An 18139-nucleotide genomic window follows, 5' to 3' on the forward strand; every position below is an offset into this window, starting at 1 on the left:
GCGGAAAGACCTTTAACCCATGCTTACAACACTCGCCAGCCTACACCGTCAGCTCGTCGTCTCCTGCCAGGCCGCGCCGAACGATCCCATGGAAGACACCGATACGCTCCGTCGTGTCGCCCGCTCCGCCGTGCTCGGCGGAGCGAAGGCCCTCCGCCTCAACTCCCCGCAAGACATCCGCGCCGTGCGCCTCGACACGCAGGTGCCCATCATCGGCATCCAGAAGAGCTACCGTGGCGGCATGCTCCGCATCACCCCCACCTTCGCCGACGCTGCAGCCCTCGCCGCTGCCGGAGCCGACATCGTCGCGCTCGACTGCACCGACCGCACCCACTCCTATGGCGAACCGTGGCGCGAGATCGTCGCCCGCATCAAGGCTGAGCTCAACGTCCTCGTCATGGCCGACATCGCCACCCTCCGCGACGGCATCGCCGCCGCCCAGGCCGGCTGCGATCTCATCGGCACCACCCTCAACGGATACACCGAAGAGACCGCCGGCACCACCTCCTTCGACTTCGAACTGGTCGGTGCCATCGCCAGCGCGACCCAGCGTCCCGTCGTCGCGGAAGGCCACATCGGCACACCCACCGAAGCCCGCCGCGCCCTCGATGCCGGAGCATGGTGCGTCGTCGTCGGCTCCGCCATCACGCGCCCCGGTACCATCACCGCCAACTTCCTCCGCGCGATCGATGCCCCCGTCTCTCATGGCATTGCCCATGCCATCGGAATCGACATCGGCGGCACCGCCATCAAGGCGGCCATCGTCAATTCCACCGGTGAGGTTTCATCCCACATCTCGATCCCCACCCAGGCCTCCGGTGGCCGCGCCGTCATCGCAGCCTCCCTGCTCGAGGCCGTCCGGCAGACCCTCGCCACGGCCTCCGTGCATAGCATCGGACTCACCGGCATCGGCATCGCCAGCGCCGGAGCCATCGACGCCGAGAACGGCATCGTCTTCGCCGCCACCGAAAACCTCCCCGGATGGGCTGGGTTCGACATCCGCGGCTTCCTCGCCGGCCACACCTCCCTCCCCATCTTCGTGGAAAACGACGCGCAGGCAGCCGCCCTCTCTGAGCTTCACTACGGCGCGGGCCGAGGCCTCTCCAGCTTCGTTGCGCTCACCATCGGCACCGGCATTGGGGGTGGCCTCGTCGTCGATGGCAAGCTGCAGCGCGGCCAGCACGGATTCGCCGGCACCATCGGCCACCAGGTCATCCGCTTCGACGGAGAGCCCTGCAACTGCGGCCGCAACGGATGCCTTGAGGCCTACGTCTCCACCGCAGCGCTCATCCGCGCGTATCAGGCGCCCAAGCCTCTCGAGGGCGACGACGCCACCAAAGCGCGCAACATCGCAAACCTCTCCATCGCCGGAGACCCCGCAGCCCGCGCCGCCTACACCACGCTCGCCACGCATCTCGCCGAAGGCCTGGCGAACGTGTTCAACATCCTCGACCCCGAAGCCGTCATCGTCTCCGGCGGTCTCATCGAGGGACAACCAACCTTCCTCGAAGAGCTTCAGCAGAAGACCCAGTCCCTACTCCACTTCGGCACCAAACGCCCGCCCAGAATCCTGCACGCCACAGCCGGGCACTACGCCGGGGTACAAGGCGCCGCCGCTTCCGTCTTCAACGCACACTCTGAATGAAACCCGTCAGAAGATCTGGAAGTTAACCTCGACGTTCATCTCCACCGTCACCGCCTCGTCGCCGCGCAGCGCCGGTCTGAACTGATAACCCGCCACCGCGGTGACAGCCGACTCGTCCAATCCCAGCCCCAACGGGCGAATCACACGGATATGGCTGGGCCGGCCGTCAGGCCCCACCCAGAGATAGACCAGCACATTCCCCGAGACTCTCATGGCGCGGGCCGCCTGACTGAACACAGGATCCGGCATCTTCAGCGGTACCGGTGCCTTGACGCCGTCGCGACCGACGCGCAGCGCATCCATCTTCTTCTCCTCCACCACCGGCGCCGCGCCGCTTTTTATCGGCGCCGTCGAAGTGATCGCAAGCTGCTTCTCCGCAAAGCTCCGCCAGCCATCGCGGCACGATCCGCCCACCTTGCCGAAGTCATCCAGAAAGATCGCATCGAGCGCAGGCCCGTAGTTCTTGCCCGCCGGTTCCATCACTTCAAGATGCATCTTCTCCGGCTTGGTCCCCATACCCATGACGACGGTTACATCCATCGCAATCCGCTTCGGCATCGATCTGTCATAGACGATGCCGTACCGCCGCCCCTCCAGAACCAGCTTTCCGCTCTTTAACTTCACCGACTCAATCTCAATACCGGAGAGCGTGCAGGAGGTCGTCCCGGCGTCGCCCTCAGGTACACCCGCACCATCGAACTTCAGCTTGTCGCTTCCCCACAGCCCACGCAGATACAACTGCTTCCCCAGCAGCCTTGCTGTCAGGTCCGCCTCGTTCGATTGCGCAGGCGATGGCACGCCCGCCAACAGCAACACCACGGTTATCATCCAACGCGTCACGGTTCCTCTTCCTCTGCGGCAAGTCGTGGTTGAATCCTCTCATGGAGTGCCCGTCAGCAGCCGATAACTTCTCCAGCAAAGACGAACCGAGGGAGCCCATCATGCCGGACCACACATCCGCCAACTCGAAGCCTGAGCAAGCCGTCATGCCCTGGTACATCGCCGCCGGCGACGATGGACTCCACAAGGACTGCATCATGGTCGCCGTCATGAACGGCCCCGAGATCCAGACCATCTCCCTCCACCTCGCCGCCCTGCCCGAGGCAGACTAAAACAAATCCTTGTAATCCCCTTCTCCACCCGGCACACTGGACCTGTCACCCAAAAATCAGACAGGACACACCAGGAGCCCCCGTACATGCCCCTCACCCGCCGTGTCTTTCTCGAGCGCATCGCCCAAATCGGCGGTTACGCTGCCACCTTCTCCGCCATGAACACCCTCGGCCTCATCCCCGCAGTGGGCCAGTCCTCCCTTCCCATCCTTGCCCCCGACTTCGGCCGCGGGAAGACAGTCCTCATCCTCGGTGCCGGAATTGCCGGGCTCACCGCAGCCTATGAGCTTCGCAAGGCCGGCTTCACCTGCACCATCCTCGAAGCCCGCAACCGCCCTGGAGGCCGCTCCTGGTCCGTCCGCGACGGCAGCACCATCACCACCACCGACGGCGAGACCCAGCACTGTACCTGGTCGAACGGCGGCTACCTCAACGCCGGCCCAGCCCGCATTCCCTCGCATCACACCCACCTCCTCGACTACTGTCAGCAGCTCGGCGTTCCCGTCGAAGTCGAGGTCAACGTCTCCCGCTCCGCCCTCATGCAGTCCCCGCTGCTCAACGGCGGCAAGCCCGTCGAGCAGCGTCAGGTCGTCTACGACACCCGCGGATACCTCGCCGAACTCCTCGCCAAATGCATCGACCGCAAAGCTCTCGATGCCGAACTCACCCCCGAAGACCGTGAGCGCATGCTCGCCTTTCTGACCACCTACGGCGACCTCGAAGACGGGAAGTACACCGGCACCACCCGCGCCGGCTTCACCACGCCACGCGGAGCAGGACTCTCGAAGGAGGTCCTTCACCAGCCACTCAAGCTCTCCGAGCTCCTCGCCGCCGATCTCAGCAAAGGCGAGGTCTACGAAGATCAGATCGACTGGCAGGTCACCATGTTCCAGCCCGTCGGCGGCATGGACCGCATCCCCTACGGCTTCGCCCGCGCCATGCCGCAGGACATGATCGTCTACGAAGCACCCGTCACCGAGATCACCACCAGCGACAACGGCGTCACCGTTGCCTACACCCACTCCGGCACTCCGAAGACCGCAAAAGCCGACTTCTGCATCTGCACGATGCCCATCTCGGTGCTCGCGAAAACAAAGAACAACTTCACCCCCGAGACCAGGAAGGCCTTCACCGGCATGCCCATGACCGCCCTCTACAAGATCGCCTGGGAAGCCCCGCGCTTCTGGGAGAAGGAGAACCGCATCTACGGCGGCATCTCCTTCCTCACCCACCCCGTCGACATCGTCTGGTACCCCACCGACAAGCTCTTCTCGCCCACCGGCGTAATAGTCGCCGGCTTCAACCTGGAGCACGACGCCGCCGGCAAACCCACCGCCTTTGGTGCCCTGCCCAACACACACGCCAAGCTCGAAGCCTCCCGGTCGGCCGTAGAAACCCTTCACCCGGGCCGCGGCTCGCTGCTCACCAAGCCCATCTACATCAACTGGTCGAAGACCCCCTACTCACTCGGCTGCTTCGCCAACAACCACCTCGCCACGAGCGACCCAGCCTACGCCCAACTCGACAAGCCGCAAGGCCGTACCTACTTCGCCGGCGACTACCTCTCGCATCTCGTAGGCTGGCAGGAGGGTGCCGTCCTCTCAGCCCACCACGCCATCGATCGCATCGCCACCACCCTCAAGTCCTGAAAACGTCCGTGGGCTCATGTCATCCATGAGCCCACGGACGTTGTGTCTCTTCCCGACCGCCCTTGCCCTACTTCAGCTTCCCCAGCGCAGCCTTGGCGGCCTTCACATGCTCTCCCTCGGGATCGAGCTTCAGATAAGCCTGATACTCGGTCGTCGCCTCATCCTTCTTCCCCATCTTGTCCGCCACGTCTGCCAGCGCCCAGTGGCTGTCCGGATCGTCCGGCTGCACTTTCACCGCATCCTTCGTCCGCAGATACGCTCCCTGCAGATTTCCCCGCGACAGATAAAACTTCGCGACCGTAAGGTCTTCATCTTCCCTCTCCGGGTCGCTCAGAATCTTCTGTGCCGGCGGACGCAAACGACGTCGCGAGCTCTTCGTCGAACCCGTCGTCCCCTCATCCTTCAGAGGACCCTTGTCATCCGCCGCAGCCGGATCCTCCCCGCCGGAACTCGAAGAGCTGGACGAACTCGAAGAACTCGAACCATCGGCCGGAGTCTCCCCCGGATACGGAAACTTATCCCCCGCCCCACCCGCCTTCGGAGCCGGAGCCGCAGGAGCCTCCCCCGGATAAGGAAACCTGTCCGCCGCTCCCGAAGGTGCCGGGGCCGCAGGCGCATCCGGAGCCACCGTCTTCGGTGCCGAAGGTGCAGGCGCATCCGCGGCAGGTGTGTCCGGCGTATCTCCCGGATAAGGAAACGCGTTCCCCGGAGCCTTCGCCGGTGCCACCACGCACCCCTTCGGCTGAGCGCTCCCATCCGTCGGACAAGGCTTCCCCGTCTGCGCCGCCGCAGCGCCCACCATCACCAACCCAAGCATCCAGACGCAACGAACCATACCCCATTGGACGACGCCGAAGCCCCATTTGTCACGCAATCGCCGCAGCCGGTCGAAGGATCACCAAATCACGCCGTCCCAAACGCATTTGCTATAGTCGCAAAAGAACACCTGATCTTTATTCCCTGATCCCTGGTCCCTGCCTCATGCTCCCGACGCTCGTCATTCGCTCCTCCTCTATCCACGCCGCAGGCTGCTACACCACCCGCACCCTCCGCAAGGGAACGCGCGTCTGCGAGTACGAAGGTCCACGCATGACCAAGGAAGTCGCCGACGCCCGCTACGCCGAACGCTTCGTCACCTACCTCTTCGGCTACGGCGAGGACGACATGGTCATCGACGGCTTCGGCACGCCCATGTTCTTCAATCACTCCTGCAATCCCAACTGCGAGTCCGAAGAGGTCGACGGACACATTTACATCTCGACCCTGCGCGCCATCAAGCCCGGCGAAGAGCTCACCTACGAGTACAACCTCTTCGACTCCGACGACGCCACCGCCGACTGCGACTGCGGCGCTCCCAACTGCCGCAAGACCATGTTCAGCCCCCTCGAACTCAAGCGCCGCGCCCGCCTCGAACGTGCCAAGGCCAAAGCCGCCGCCAGACAAGCCGCCGATTGATCAAGGAAGCTCAGGCAGTCTGCGCTTTCACCGCCTGCTCCTTGGGTGTCGGCTTCCAGTTCAGAATCACCAGCCCGACAATCGTAATCGCCACGCCCACACACGCCGGCAGGCCCACTGCCTCATGCGCGACCGCGCCCCACAGCAGCCCCCACAACGGAAGCAGGTACGTTACCGCCACCACCTGCGTCGCCGAAACCTCGCCCAGCAGCTTGTAATACAGCAGGTAAGCCAGCCCGCTCCCGGCGAAGCCAAGCACCGAAATCGCCGCCACTGGCGCCCACGAAAGTGCCGAAGGATGCTCCCCGAACACAGCGAACGGCAGCAGCATCCCCGCCGAAAGCGTCAACTGCGTCGTTGCCAGCCCAATCGGATCGAGCCCATTCAGCTTGGCCTTCGCAATCACCGTCGCAATCGCATACCCCAGCGCCGCCAGCGCAATCACAATCGAGCCCCGCAGCGCAGCCCCCGGCACCTGCGCCGGATCGGCCGTCTGGTTCATCACCACAACCACCACCCCGACGAACGCCAGCAGCACCCCGCCAATCATCAGCGCCGTCATCCTCACCCGAAAGATCGCAAGCGAGAGCAGAAGCGTCCAGATCGGCGTCGTCGCATTGATCACCCCGGCAATGTTGCTCGGTACCGTCTTCTCGCCCAGCGCGAACAGCGTGAATGGAATCGCATTGTTGAACAGCGCCACCAGGAGAAGCCACCGAATCAACCGGCGCGGCGGCAGCTTATTGCCGCCCAGCAGCAACACGGTCCAAAGCAGCAGAGCCCCCAGGCTCGAGCGCATCAGCCCAACCCACACCGGCGGAAACACCGTCCCCGCTATCCGGATCATCAGAAACGAAATACCCCAAACCGCCGACAACAACAGAATCTGCAGTACCGTCCTCGTCTTCATATCCCCAACAATGCCAGCGGATTTCCATCGCGTCCAATGAATTGATACGATACAACCCATCGAATCCATCGATGTATCCGGAGCAGCCCCCATGCTCGACCTCCGCCAGATCCGCTCCTTCGCCGCCGTCGCCCACGAGCGCTCCGTCACCCGCGCCGCCAGCACCCTCAACTACGCGCAGTCGAGCGTCACGGCGCAGCTTCACGCACTCGAGTCCGAGCTCGGTGTCCCCCTCTTCGACCGCGTAGGACGCGGCCTATCGCTCACCGCCGCCGGGACCGACTTCCTTCCCTATGCCGAGCGCCTCATCAACCTCGCCGAAGAGGCGCGCCTCTCCGTCCACCGTGGCGGCACCCCCGCCGGACGCCTCACCCTCACGGCGTCCGAGTCCGTCCTCACCTACCGGATGCCCGATCTCCTCCGCAACTTCCAGTGCCAGTTCCCCGCCGTCGAGATCGTCCTGCAAGCCTCGCCCATCTGCGCCAGCGCCATCGTCTCCGACCCCACGATCGACCTCGCCATTACCATCGACGAGCCCGTCCAGAACTCGCAGTACGTCGTCCATTCGCTGCACGAAGAACGCATGGTCTTTGCCGTCTGGGCAGGCCATCCGCTGGCCCGGACGAAGCGCGTGACCGCCGACGCAATCGCCGCCGAACAACTCCTCCTCACCGAGCGACGATGCAGCTATCGCGCCCTCTTTGAGCGCACCCTCGCCCGCACCGGAGCACGCCTTACCCGATCCCTCGAATTCACCAGCGTCGAAGCCATCAAGCAGTGCGCCCTCGCCCGTATGGGCATCGCAGTATTGCCCGAGATCGTCGTCGCCGAGGAGCTCCGCAGCGGAAGCCTGGTCGCCCTCTGCTGGCCCCCGCGCCGCCTGTACGTCTACACCCAGATCGTCCGCAACAAGGAGAAGTGGTTCTCTCCCACCATGCAGGCCTTCTGGACCACCGCCGTCGACGTGCTGAGCGGCAAGGCCCAGACCGGTCGACCGCGCCAATAGTCCGCAGCTCCATCCCCACTCTTTCGTACGAACAAAAAGCTGGACCTTCGGGCTCCCCGAGGCGTATCCAAACGACCGATTTCGCACATGCCCAGCGGCTACAATAGACCTTGGACACCCATGGCCTATCAGGTTCTAGCCCGCAAGTATCGCCCCCGCCGCTTCGCCGACGTCGCCGGCCAGGACCACGTCACCGTGACCCTGATGAACGCGCTGACGCAGCAGAGGATCGCGCACGGGTACATCTTCAGCGGCCACCGTGGCATCGGCAAAACCACCATCGCACGCATACTTGCCGCCGCCCTGAACTGCCGCAACCCCATCGGCAGCGAACTGCGGCCGCTCGCGGAGCCCTGTGAGGTCTGCGAGTCCTGCACTGAAATCCGTGCCGGAAACGCCGTCGACGTCATCGAGATCGACGCCGCCACCAATCGCGGCATCGATGAGATTCGCGAACTCCGCGACGCCGCCCGCTATCGTCCCTCCCGCGACCGCTACAAGATCTACATCCTCGACGAGGCCCACCAGATTACGGACGCGGCCTTCAACGCCCTGCTGAAGACGCTCGAGGAGCCACCCGACCACGTCATCTTCATGATGGCGACGACCCAGCCCGAAGACATTCCGCAGACCGTCCGATCCCGCTGCCAGCACTTCAGCTTTCATGCGGTGAAGCTGGTCGATATTCTCGGCGAAATCCGGGCCATCGCCGCCCACGAAAACGTCGACACCGACGAAGCCGCCCTGGCGCTGCTGGCTGAGGCCGGCGACGGTTCGATGCGCGACGCGCTCTCCATCATGGACCAGGCCATCGCCTCCGCTCCTGTGGAGGATGGCCGTCCACGTCTCGTCGCGCAGCAGATTCGCGAACTGATGGGAACGGTACCCAACGCGGTCTTCGAGCGCATCCTTCAGGCGGTGAACGACAACAACTCCGCCGAGGTCATGACCACCGCGAACCAGTTGCTGGACGCTGGAAACTCCCCGGCCCAGTTGGCCCGGCAGGCGGTTCGGTATCTGCGGAACTCCCTCATTGCAAAGATCTCCGGGCTCACGCCCGAATCGGCCGAGGGTGGCGCAGCGGCGGAGCTTCTCCAGATCTCACCCGACGAGCAGAGGCGTGCCGCACGGACGGCTGCGCTCTTCACCGAGGAAGAGCTGACCCGCTTCCTGCAGACAATGCTCCGTACCTTCGATGAGCTTGGCTACCGGCAGGAGCAGCGTTTTCACTTTGAGCTCGGCCTGCTGAAGCTGGTGCATCTGCGGCGTCTGCTGCCGGTGGAAGAGGTTCTTAGCCAGCTTGCGGGCGGTGGTGGTGGCTCCGCGCCACGGGCTCAGTCCGCGGTGCGCCCTGTGGCCGCTGCTCCCGCTCCCCGCCCCACAGCTCCAGCAGCCCCGGCGGACACCAGGCCCGCGTTTTCGCCCTTCGCCGACACGCCAAATCGCGAGCGCTTCCAGGGGATCTCGGTTGGCCACCAGCCCGAGCCAGTGCCGGTCGCAAAGACGGCACCACCTGTGGCTGCTCCCCTTCCCGTCGCACCCCCTGTCCCTGTTGCACCGCCTGTCGCGGTCGCGGCCCCCGTCTCTCCTCCGCCGGCACTTGGAGTGCCTCCGGTGGTGGCTGCGTCTCCCCTCGCTACGCCGCCTGGAGCCGCTCAGCCGGTCGCGGCACCGGTCGAGGTCGTGTCTCCGTTCTCGGCGCCGTCCACACCTCCCCCACCGGTGCCCGCCCCAGCGCCCATTCCGGTCGCGCCCCCCGCGGCGGTGGCATCTCCTTTCTCCGCTCCGGCACCCGCCACCCCTGTCGCGGCGCCACCGGCTCCAGCCCCTTCCGCACCGGGCGAACCCGCCTCGCACCTCCAGGATGCGGTCGTCGATGCACTGTCGAACGCGAAGCAGGGTTCGGCGTCCGATGCCATCGGCGATGCGAACTTTATACTCGACGGCGACACCCTCAAGATCCAGACGATGCTCTCGAAGATCATGCTGGGCGTAGTCGTCAACGCCGATGCCGAAAAGATCCTGCGCCTCGCGGTCCGCCAGGCCGGCGGCCCCGTCAACATCACGCTCCTGCCCGCCGACCCCGCGATGAAGGCTGCAGAAAAAAAAGCCAAGGCCCCCCGTTCCGGATCGGCACAGGCCAAAGCCATGGAGCATCCTATCGTGCAGCGTGCGCAGAGCCTGTTCCAGGCCGAGATACGCAACGTGATCGACCTGAGAGAGGACTAAATGAACTTTTCGGACCTTGGCAAGATGAAGCAGATGCTCTCGCAGGCGCAGGCCATGCAGGGCGAGATGGAACAGAAGCTCTCGGAGACCGTCGTCGAGGCCTCCGCCGGAGGTGGCGTCGTCACCGTCCGGATGAATGGCCGCAAGGAGCTCCTCCGGCTGAAGATCTCCCCCACGGCGATGGGCAGCACACCCGACGACCTGGAGCTTCTCGAAGACCTCATCACCGCCGCGGTGAACCAGGCCGGCCAGAAGGCCGACGAGGCCATGAAGGCCTCCACCGCCAACATGCTCGGAGGCTTCGACCTCCCCGGACTCGGATAACCGTTGTCCGTTCAAACTCTCAAGACTTACAGCTGAGAACTGTCCTTATGGCCTCTCGCTTCGCCGAACCGATGTCACGCCTGATCGACGAGCTGCGCAAGCTCCCGGGGATCGGCACGAAATCCGCGCAACGACTCGCGTTTCACGTCCTTCGCTCGTCGGCGGAAGACGCCGAGGCACTCGCCATCGCGATCCGCGAGTTGAAGGCCACACTCCGGCTCTGCTCGCTCTGCAATAACATCACCGACGTCGATCCCTGCATCTTTTGCACCTCGCCGCTGCGGTCGCAGATCCAGATCTGCGTCGTCGAAGAGCCCACCAACATCGCAACCATCGAGAAGACGCGCAGCTTCAACGGCCTCTACCATGTGCTGCATGGCACGCTGTCGCCCATAGGAGGCGTCGGCCCGGAGCAGCTTCGCATCGCGAACCTCCTGACCCGCCTGACCGCCGTCGAAGAGGTAATCCTCGCCACCAGCCCAACCACCGAGGGAGAGGCCACGGCCGCCTACATCGGTCACGAACTGCATCGCATCGCGCCCACCTTGAAGGTCACGCGCATCGCCACCGGCATCCCCGCCGGCAGCGACATCGAGTATGCCGACGAAGTGACGATGACGCGCTCGCTCGAAGGCCGCCGCGAGTTCTAGCCCCTATTTGTGGGAGCTGGCCTCGTCCGCGTAGAACTCACCAATCTCCTTCTCGTACTTCTTCTCGATGATGCGGCGCTTCAGCTTCATGCTCGGCGTCAGTTCGCCGTCTTCCACCGACCACTCATCCCCGACAACCGTCATCCGCTTGATGCTCTCGTACTGGGCCAGCGAGCCGTTCACGCCATCGACGATGCCCTGGTAGGTCGCGATCACCTTGGGATTCTTCACAAGCTCCGCGCGATTGCTGGTAGCGATCCCCTGCTGCTTCGCCCAGCCTTCCAGCGCGGCGAAGTTCGGCGAGAGCAGCACGCACGCGAACTTGTGCTTGTCGCCCACCAGCGCGGCATTGCCGACCAGCGTATTGCCCTTCAACTTGTTCTCGATCGGCTGCGGCGCAATCAGCTTGCCTCCGCTGGTCTTTAGCAGTTCCTTCTTGCGGTCCGTAATGGAAAGGAAGCCCTCATGATCGATCGCGCCGATGTCGCCGGTCTTGAACCAGCCATCCTCGGTAAAGGCCTCCTTGGTCGCATCCGGCTTATGCCAGTAGCCGTGGAAGACGGACGGTCCCTTCACCTCCAGCTCGCCATCCGGGGCGAAGCGGCACTCCACGTTCACGAGAGGCTTGCCGACCGTACCGATCTTGTGCGCACTCGGGTAGTTCACCGCAATGACCGGCGAAGTCTCCGTCAGCCCATAGCCTTCGAAGATGCGGATGCCGACATCGGCAAACCAGCCGGCCGAGTCCATACCGAGCGGAGCGCCGCCCGAAACAAATACACGCACGCGCCCTCCGAAGGCCTCGCGAATCTTGGAATACACCAGCTTGTCCATCAGGCTCCAGACAAGCCCCGATGGCCCTTCGCCGCGCAGCGTCTGTTCGCGATGGGACTGCCCCACGCTAACCGCCGTCTTCAGGATGGCGCGCTTGATCGGCGAGTGCGCGGACTTGCCCTCCACACCCTGCCGGATCTTCTCGTACACGCGAGGCACGGCAATCACCACCGTAGGACGCACAGCCTTCATCGCCGCCACCAGAAGATCGAACTTCGGCAGGTAGGCCAGCGTCGCACCATGGCACATCAGCGCGTAGTCCGTATGGCGCGCAGTAACGTGGGACAGCGGCAGAAACGAAATGCAGCTATCCTGATCCGTAAAGTTGAGTGGATCGGTCGAAACATTGATGTTGCTCGCCAGGTTGCCGTGGCTGAGCATCACACCCTTGGGCTCGCCCGTGGTGCCGGACGTGTAGATCAACGTTGCGAGATCGTCAGGCTGAGCGACCTCCTGCGCACGCGTGTCGAAGGCCGCATCGGGGGCTTCGAGCGAGGGCGCGGCCTCCATCAGCGCGGAGAACTTCTCCGCATTGGCGAAGTCACCGTCGTCCATCACGATCACATGTTCGAGATCCGGCAGATCGCCCGCACCCGCAAGTTTGGCGTACTGCTCCCCGGAAGAGACCACCAGCACCTTCGCACCCGCGTCGCGCAGCATGTACCCAACGTGATCCGCAGTGGTCGTCGCATACAAGGGCACATCGGCCGCGCCCAGCGAGAGCGTAGCGAAGTCCGTGATAATCCACTCCAGGCGGTTCTCGGACAGGATGGCGACGCGATCGCCCTTCGTTACGCCCCACGACGCAAACACCGCCGCCAGCGCCCGCACACGGCCATAGAGCTGCTTCGAACTGATAGGGTGCCACTGGGCCTGCGCATCCTGCCACATCATGACGGTCTTATCGCCACGCGTTGCCACCATGGCGAACACGTCATTCATCGTCTTCAAACTAAACATGCTTTTCTCCGGAGCGAATCCCGTTCAGTAATACGTCGATGACCTGGGCCGCGGTTGCCTTGGCGTCGTACGCGCGTCCCGTGAAGACTGCCGAGCTGAGCAACTCGTCGATCGCCCCAAACAGGCAATGCGCGACGACCCCGTCCGACACATCCGACCGGAAGATGCCCATCTTCTGCCCGCGCCGAACCACCTCGCGCACCACGCTAATGTACTTGACGAGATGATGATGCGAGAACTCGGAGATGAACTTCGCGGACTGGCGCATCTCCGTCTGCATTAAGATGGCGACACTGCGGTTTTCGTGGCTTTCGAGATGAACCTGCGCAATAAACTCGAGCTGTTCCTTCGGCCCGGTAATCGTCTTGAACTCCTCTTCCACCCGCCCGTAGAAGCGCGCAAACGTCGTGTCGATCGCCGTGCGCAGAACCTCGTCCTTGCTCTTGAAGTAGAGATAAACGGTTCCATCCGCGACACCGGCCTTCGCGGCAATCGCGCTCACCGGGGAGTTGAAGTAGCCATTCTCGGCGATCACCTCGACCGCCGCGTCCAGAATCCGCTGATACTTCTCCGCTGCCGGCACCTGTCTGCCTTCCGCCTTCAACCCACCCTCCGCATTCGTTGTCTTCCGCTTCAGACTCCGCCTCGCTTCCCGCATACCTGTAACAGGAGAGATGCACAATCTCCCAGTCACGCCACTCTACCCAAACCCGCGAATGAATGCCAGTTCACCGTTTCAACGCATGAAAAAAGAAAAGGCCCACACCCCAGACGGAGCGTGGGCCCTCTCGCATAAAGCAGAGGCTAGACCTGCGGCTTGGGCGTAAGGCGGACGAAGCCCTGGACCCGTTCCGGCCAGTTCCCCAGAAGCGCGGCAGCAAGTGCGCTGGAGGCCTTCTCCGTGTGGACTTCGAGCAGACCGCGCAGCTCCGCCTGGATCTCGGGACTGCAGTCGTCGAAGGCCGTAGGCTCCATGAAGTCGACATGGTAGCGCTTGTCGTTGACGAACGATCCGTCGCCATCGAACACCCACGCCACGCCCCCGGTCATGCCCGCTCCGAAGTTCATGCCGGCGCGTCCCAGAACGGCGACCGTTCCACCCGTCATGTACTCGCATCCGTGATCGCCAACGCCTTCCACCACGGCGGTCACGCCGGAGTTGCGCACGGCAAACCGCTCGCCAGCGCGTCCAGCCGCGTAGAGCGCCCCGGAGGTCGCGCCATACAGCGCCACATTGCCGAGGATCACATGCTGTCCGCTATCCTTGGCCGCAAGGCCGGTCGCGCGGATCACAATCTCGCCACCTGACAGACCCTTGCCGACGAAATCGTTGGCCTGGCCGTCGAGACGCAGCGTCATACCCTTCACCGCGAAGGCGCCGAAGGACTGGCCCGCGATGCCTTCGAGCTCCATTCGAGCCTCCGGTACGGCAGCTTCGTCTTCGACCGTCTTCAGCGCATACGCTCCGGCGAGCTTTGTGCCCACCGAGCGGTCGCCATTGTCGACCTTCGCACGGACAAAATACGGTTCGCGTTGTTCCAGCGCCCGAAGCGCCGGCTCAACCCAGGCATCGTCGATAGGCGCCTTCTCGTCGGGACGGTTGTTCGGCTTGCCCTCCCAGCTCTTCGGCCCGTCGTTCACCCGCTCCAGCATGGGGCTCAGGTCGAGGTTGCCCTCGAACCGGACCTGCTCCAGCAGATCCGTGCGGCCGACAGCCGCCTCCAGCGAAGGCAGTCCATAGCGAGCCAGAAGATGACGCAGATCCGAGGAGAGCTCCTCGAAGAAGCGAACTACATGCTCCGGCTTACCGCGGAACTTGGCCCGCAGCTCAGGCTTCTGGGTCGCAATGCCCGTCGGGCACGTGTTCAGGTGACACTGGCGAGCCATATCGCAGCCCAGCACCACGAGAACCGCCGTCCCGAAAGCGTACTCATCCGCCCCAAGCAGCGCAGCCACAAGAACGTCATGAGCCGTGGCGAGCCCACCATCGGTACGCAGACGAACGCGTCCGCGCATGCCGTTATGCATCAGCACCTGCTGCGCTTCGGCGAGGCCAAGCTCCCACGGATTGCCCGCGTACTTGATGCTCGAAAGCGCCGCCGCACCCGTCCCTCCGGTGTTGCCGGCGATGACGATAAAGTCCGCATACGCCTTGGCCACGCCCGCGGCCACGGTACCGACGCCGCAGCTCGAAACCAGCTTCACGCCAACTGATGCCTTCGGGTTCACGCGCTTCAGGTCATAGATCAACTGCGCCAGATCTTCGATCGAGTAGATATCGTGATGCGGCGGAGGCGAAATCAACGAGACGCCCGGCTGCGCATGACGCAGACGAGCAATCAGGCCGCTGACCTTGTGTCCCGGAAGCTGTCCGCCCTCACCGGGCTTCGCCCCCTGGGCGACCTTGATCTCGATCTCCTCGGCGTGCGCCAGATACTCGGCGGTGACGCCGAACCGGCCCGAAGCCACCTGCTTGATCTTGTTATTCAGCGAAACATGGACCGCCGGAGCCTCGATGGGGCGCTCCATGACAGCCACGCCCCCCGAAGCGAGCGAACGGCCCGAGCCATCGCCACCTGCCGGCACAAGCTGCGGCTGGGCCTTGTAGACATCCCTGTCTTCCCCGCCCTCGCCCGTGTTGGACCGGCCGCCGAGCATGTTCATCGCAGCGGTGATGGTCTGGTGGGCCTCAGGGCTCAGCGAGCCAAGCGACATGGCCGAAGCCACAAAGCGCTTCACGATGCTCGAGTTCGACTCGATCGCCTCAAGCCGCAACTCCGCACCCGCCGGACGAATCTCCAGCAGATCGCGCAGCACGGCAGGCTCACGGTTCACCACACCCTGCGTGTAGATCTGGAACGCCGCGGCCGGGTCCGCAGGCTGCGGCACATTCCGTGCGCTGCCCACCACGGACTGCAGCGCCTTCACGGTCGGTGGCTGCCAGGCGTGCGGCTCGGCCAGGTCGGCCTTGCGGAAACGCACCCAGCCATAGTCCGGCAGCTCCGCCGAAACAGCGGCCACAGTCGGCTGCCAGGTCGCGCGGAGATGCGCTTCCAGGTCCGAGAACCCGATACCGCTCAGCGGTGCCGGCGTATCGACAAAGCAACGATCCACAACGCTCTGGTGCAGTCCGAGAATGTCGAACAGGTGCGCCCCACGGTAGCTGTCCACCACCGAGATGCCCATCTTCGACATCACCTTGGCGAGCCCCGCATCCAGCGCCTTCAGCATCCGGTACTCGCTGGCGGCGCGGTCTCCCCCGGCGGGCGTCAGAGCCATACCGGTCTCGAGCGCGAGCCACGGGCACACCGCGCCCGCGCCATACCCAATCAGCACGGCGGCATGGTGGATGTCGCGGCAATCGCCCGCTTCCACAGCGATCCCGGTCAGCGTACGCAGTCCTGCAGCCACAAGAGCCTGATGCACCGCGCCGGTCGCCATCGCCATGGGCACAGGGACGAGCTCAGGGCTGGCGGAACGGTCCGACAACAGAAGAAGACGGGCACCGTCGCGGACCAGCTCCACCGCGCGGTCGCAGATGACATCGAGCGCCGTCGCGAGGGTCTGATCCTCTTCGATGCGACAGTGCAGCTCAGCCAGGCGCATCTCGTCGACGTGACCGTACTGACCGCTGCGCAGAGCCGCGACCTGTCCGGTCGAGAGGAACGGCGACTTGAGCCAGAGGCCAGGCAAAGGAGCGTTCTTGTCCAGCAGGTGAGGCCACGGTCCAAGGCGCGTATGCAGCGAGACCACGCACGCCTCCCGGAGCGGATCGATCGCGGGATTCGTCACCTGCGCAAAGCGCTGGCGGAAGTACGCGTAGACCGGCCGCGGAGCCTTCGCCAGGAAGGCCAGCGGGGTGTCGTCGCCCATCGACCAGACAGCATCCTTGCCGTCGGCTGCCATCGGCTGCAAAATCATCTTCACGTCTTCGCGCGTGTAGCCAAAGCCACGCTGCAGAGCCGAAAGAGCAGCCGCATCCGGGCTCACCGACGCGATGCCCGCCAAAGGCATATCGGTCGAGGCTGGCATCTCGCCCATCTCTTCGTCGAAGAGCGCGAGCAGCGCCTCGTCCTCATAAAACTTGTTCCGCGCAAGATCGACGACCAGCATCTGGCCGGGGCCAAGGCGTCCGCTGTGCGAAACGCGCTCGGGATCGAGGTCGACCAGTCCAGCCTCGGACCCGGCAACGACCAGCCCGTCCAGCGTAACGGCAAAGCGGCAGGGCCGAAGTCCATTGCGGTCGAGCGCAGCGCCCACCAGCGTGCCATCTGAGAACGCAATGGCGGCCGGGCCATCCCAAGGCTCCGCGCAGTCGGTGTTGTAGCGCAGGAAGGCCGATCCCAGGTGCCCTTCTTCGGCAGGCGGAAGCAGCATACGCACAGCCTCGGCCGTCGTACGTCCGTTGCGCGAGAGCAGCTCGATCGCCTCGTCCAGGCTCGTCGAATCCGTGCCGCCGTGCGTCAGCACCGGCTTGCACTCGACCGGCAGCGTCGCGTCGCGGGCCACCATGCGCGAGCGATTGCCCCACACGGTGTTGATCTCGCCATTGTGCGCCAGCATCCGTCCCGGCTGCGCCCGGTGCCAGCTCGGAGCCGTGTTCGTCGCATAACGCTGATGGAAGATCGCAAAAGGAGTCACATACTCCTCCGACGCCAGGTCGGGGAAGAACTCAGGCAGCAGCGTGCCGGAGCACATCGCCTTATACACAAGAGTCTTCGAAGAAAGAGAGCAGAGGTAGCCCTCAACTTCACCGGCTTCGGTCAGCTTTTCGAACTGCTTCCGCGCCAGGTAAAGGCGGCGTTCCATGGTGGCGGCATCGCCTTCGCCATTCACGACAAGAACCTGCTTGATCACCGGCATGGTGGAGAGAGCGATTTCGCCAAGCACCTCAGGCTTCGTCGGAACCTCGCGCCAACACAGAACCTTCAGGTCCTGCGAGACGAGACATCGCTCGATCACGGCTTCCGCCTTGGTCTCACCCGCAGGCAGGAACAGCATCCCCACACCCAGCGCGCCATCGACCGCGTGGCCGCATGCACCAAGCAGATACGCAGCCGGCACAGCGGTCATCAGACCCACGCCGTCCGAGCTCTTGCCATCGGCCGCAACCGCACCGCGGTGCGCCAGACGCGCAAGCGCACCCGCAGCCTGTTTCAAGATGGTGTGTGAAGCGACTGCGTCGATCGAAGCCACAAATCCAACGCCACAAGAATCCTGATCGAAACGTGCATCGACCAGATTGCGCCTCCCATTTTGAGAGACGCCAATGCCGACGGCAGCATCCTGCCGGTTACCTGTTGTTAACCAGTCCATGCTTCACTATACTTCGATTAGCGTCCCTTTTTGCTCAGGGATGGCCTAC

At 64.1% G+C, this 18139-nt stretch carries 14 protein-coding genes; 8 read left to right on the forward strand and 6 right to left on the reverse strand.

Annotation, left to right across the window (positions count from 1 at the left end; translation table 11 throughout):
* The first annotated feature begins 19 nt into the window (after window positions 1–19).
* Window positions 20–1645, forward strand: a complete 1626-nt coding sequence (locus BM400_RS22135; protein WP_175529055.1) for a putative N-acetylmannosamine-6-phosphate 2-epimerase — start codon at window positions 20–22, stop codon at window positions 1643–1645.
* A 6-nt stretch (window positions 1646–1651) separates the two neighbouring features.
* Here BM400_RS22135 and BM400_RS16000 read toward each other — a convergent pair whose 3' ends face one another.
* Window positions 1652–2485 carry an energy transducer TonB gene (locus BM400_RS16000; protein ID WP_141223967.1) on the reverse strand — a complete coding sequence of 278 codons (834 nt, stop codon included), beginning with the start codon at window positions 2483–2485 and terminating at the stop codon, window positions 1652–1654.
* Window positions 2486–2586: 101 nt separating this feature from the next.
* Here BM400_RS16000 and BM400_RS22140 point away from each other — a divergent pair, with 101 nt between their 5' ends.
* Together BM400_RS22140 and BM400_RS16010 are read left to right on the forward strand one after the other, a co-directional pair.
* Window positions 2587–2757, forward strand: a complete 171-nt coding sequence (locus tag BM400_RS22140) for a hypothetical protein (protein WP_175529056.1) — start codon at window positions 2587–2589, stop codon at window positions 2755–2757.
* An 86-nt stretch (window positions 2758–2843) separates the two neighbouring features.
* Window positions 2844–4406 carry a flavin monoamine oxidase family protein gene (locus tag BM400_RS16010; protein WP_089840599.1) on the forward strand — a complete coding sequence of 521 codons (1563 nt, stop codon included), beginning with the start codon at window positions 2844–2846 and terminating at the stop codon, window positions 4404–4406.
* A 67-nt stretch (window positions 4407–4473) separates the two neighbouring features.
* Here BM400_RS16010 and BM400_RS22850 read toward each other — a convergent pair whose 3' ends face one another.
* On the reverse strand, window positions 4474–5241 hold the full coding sequence (locus BM400_RS22850; protein ID WP_175529057.1) for a tetratricopeptide repeat protein: 768 nt from the start codon (window positions 5239–5241) through the stop codon (window positions 4474–4476).
* Window positions 5242–5387: 146 nt separating this feature from the next.
* Between BM400_RS22850 and BM400_RS16020 the strand changes: the two genes are divergently transcribed.
* Window positions 5388–5861 carry an SET domain-containing protein gene (locus BM400_RS16020; RefSeq protein ID WP_089840603.1) on the forward strand — a complete coding sequence of 158 codons (474 nt, stop codon included), beginning with the start codon at window positions 5388–5390 and terminating at the stop codon, window positions 5859–5861.
* 10 nt (window positions 5862–5871) lie between these two features.
* On the opposite strand, the gene BM400_RS16025 is transcribed toward BM400_RS16020, so the two are convergent.
* On the reverse strand, window positions 5872–6771 hold the full coding sequence (locus BM400_RS16025) for a DMT family transporter (RefSeq protein ID WP_175529058.1): 900 nt from the start codon (window positions 6769–6771) through the stop codon (window positions 5872–5874).
* Window positions 6772–6862: 91 nt separating this feature from the next.
* Here BM400_RS16025 and BM400_RS16030 point away from each other — a divergent pair, with 91 nt between their 5' ends.
* The 4 genes from BM400_RS16030 to recR all read left to right on the forward strand — a co-directional run bounded on the left by BM400_RS16030 (window position 6863) and on the right by recR (window position 10980).
* Window positions 6863–7777: a LysR family transcriptional regulator gene (locus BM400_RS16030; RefSeq protein WP_089840607.1), complete on the forward strand. Its 915-nt coding sequence runs from the start codon at window positions 6863–6865 to the stop codon at window positions 7775–7777.
* A gap of 120 nt (window positions 7778–7897) precedes the next feature.
* On the forward strand, window positions 7898–10006 hold the full coding sequence (gene dnaX / locus BM400_RS16035) for a DNA polymerase III subunit gamma/tau (RefSeq protein ID WP_089840610.1): 2109 nt from the start codon (window positions 7898–7900) through the stop codon (window positions 10004–10006).
* A complete protein-coding gene (locus tag BM400_RS16040) occupies window positions 10007–10330 on the forward strand; it encodes a YbaB/EbfC family nucleoid-associated protein (protein ID WP_089840612.1) in 324 nt (107 codons plus the stop codon).
* Window positions 10331–10377: 47 nt separating this feature from the next.
* Entirely contained in the window at window positions 10378–10980 is a 603-nt protein-coding gene (gene recR / locus BM400_RS16045; protein ID WP_175529059.1) for a recombination mediator RecR, read from the forward strand.
* Window positions 10981–10983: 3 nt separating this feature from the next.
* Here the strand turns inward: recR and BM400_RS16050 are convergent, their stop codons facing one another.
* The 3 genes from BM400_RS16050 to BM400_RS16060 all read right to left on the reverse strand — a co-directional run bounded on the left by BM400_RS16050 (window position 10984) and on the right by BM400_RS16060 (window position 18090).
* Window positions 10984–12774, reverse strand: a complete 1791-nt coding sequence (locus BM400_RS16050) for an AMP-dependent synthetase/ligase (protein WP_089840613.1) — start codon at window positions 12772–12774, stop codon at window positions 10984–10986.
* A complete protein-coding gene (locus BM400_RS16055) occupies window positions 12767–13432 on the reverse strand; it encodes a TetR/AcrR family transcriptional regulator (protein WP_089840615.1) in 666 nt (221 codons plus the stop codon). The genes BM400_RS16050 and BM400_RS16055 overlap by 8 nt, the downstream gene beginning before the upstream one ends.
* A 146-nt stretch (window positions 13433–13578) precedes the next feature.
* Entirely contained in the window at window positions 13579–18090 is a 4512-nt protein-coding gene (locus tag BM400_RS16060; protein WP_089840617.1) for a glutamate synthase-related protein, read from the reverse strand.
* Window positions 18091–18139 lie beyond the last annotated feature (49 nt).

The organism is Granulicella pectinivorans (genome assembly GCF_900114625.1).
Classification (GTDB): Bacteria; Acidobacteriota; Terriglobia; order Terriglobales; family Acidobacteriaceae; genus Edaphobacter; species Edaphobacter pectinivorans.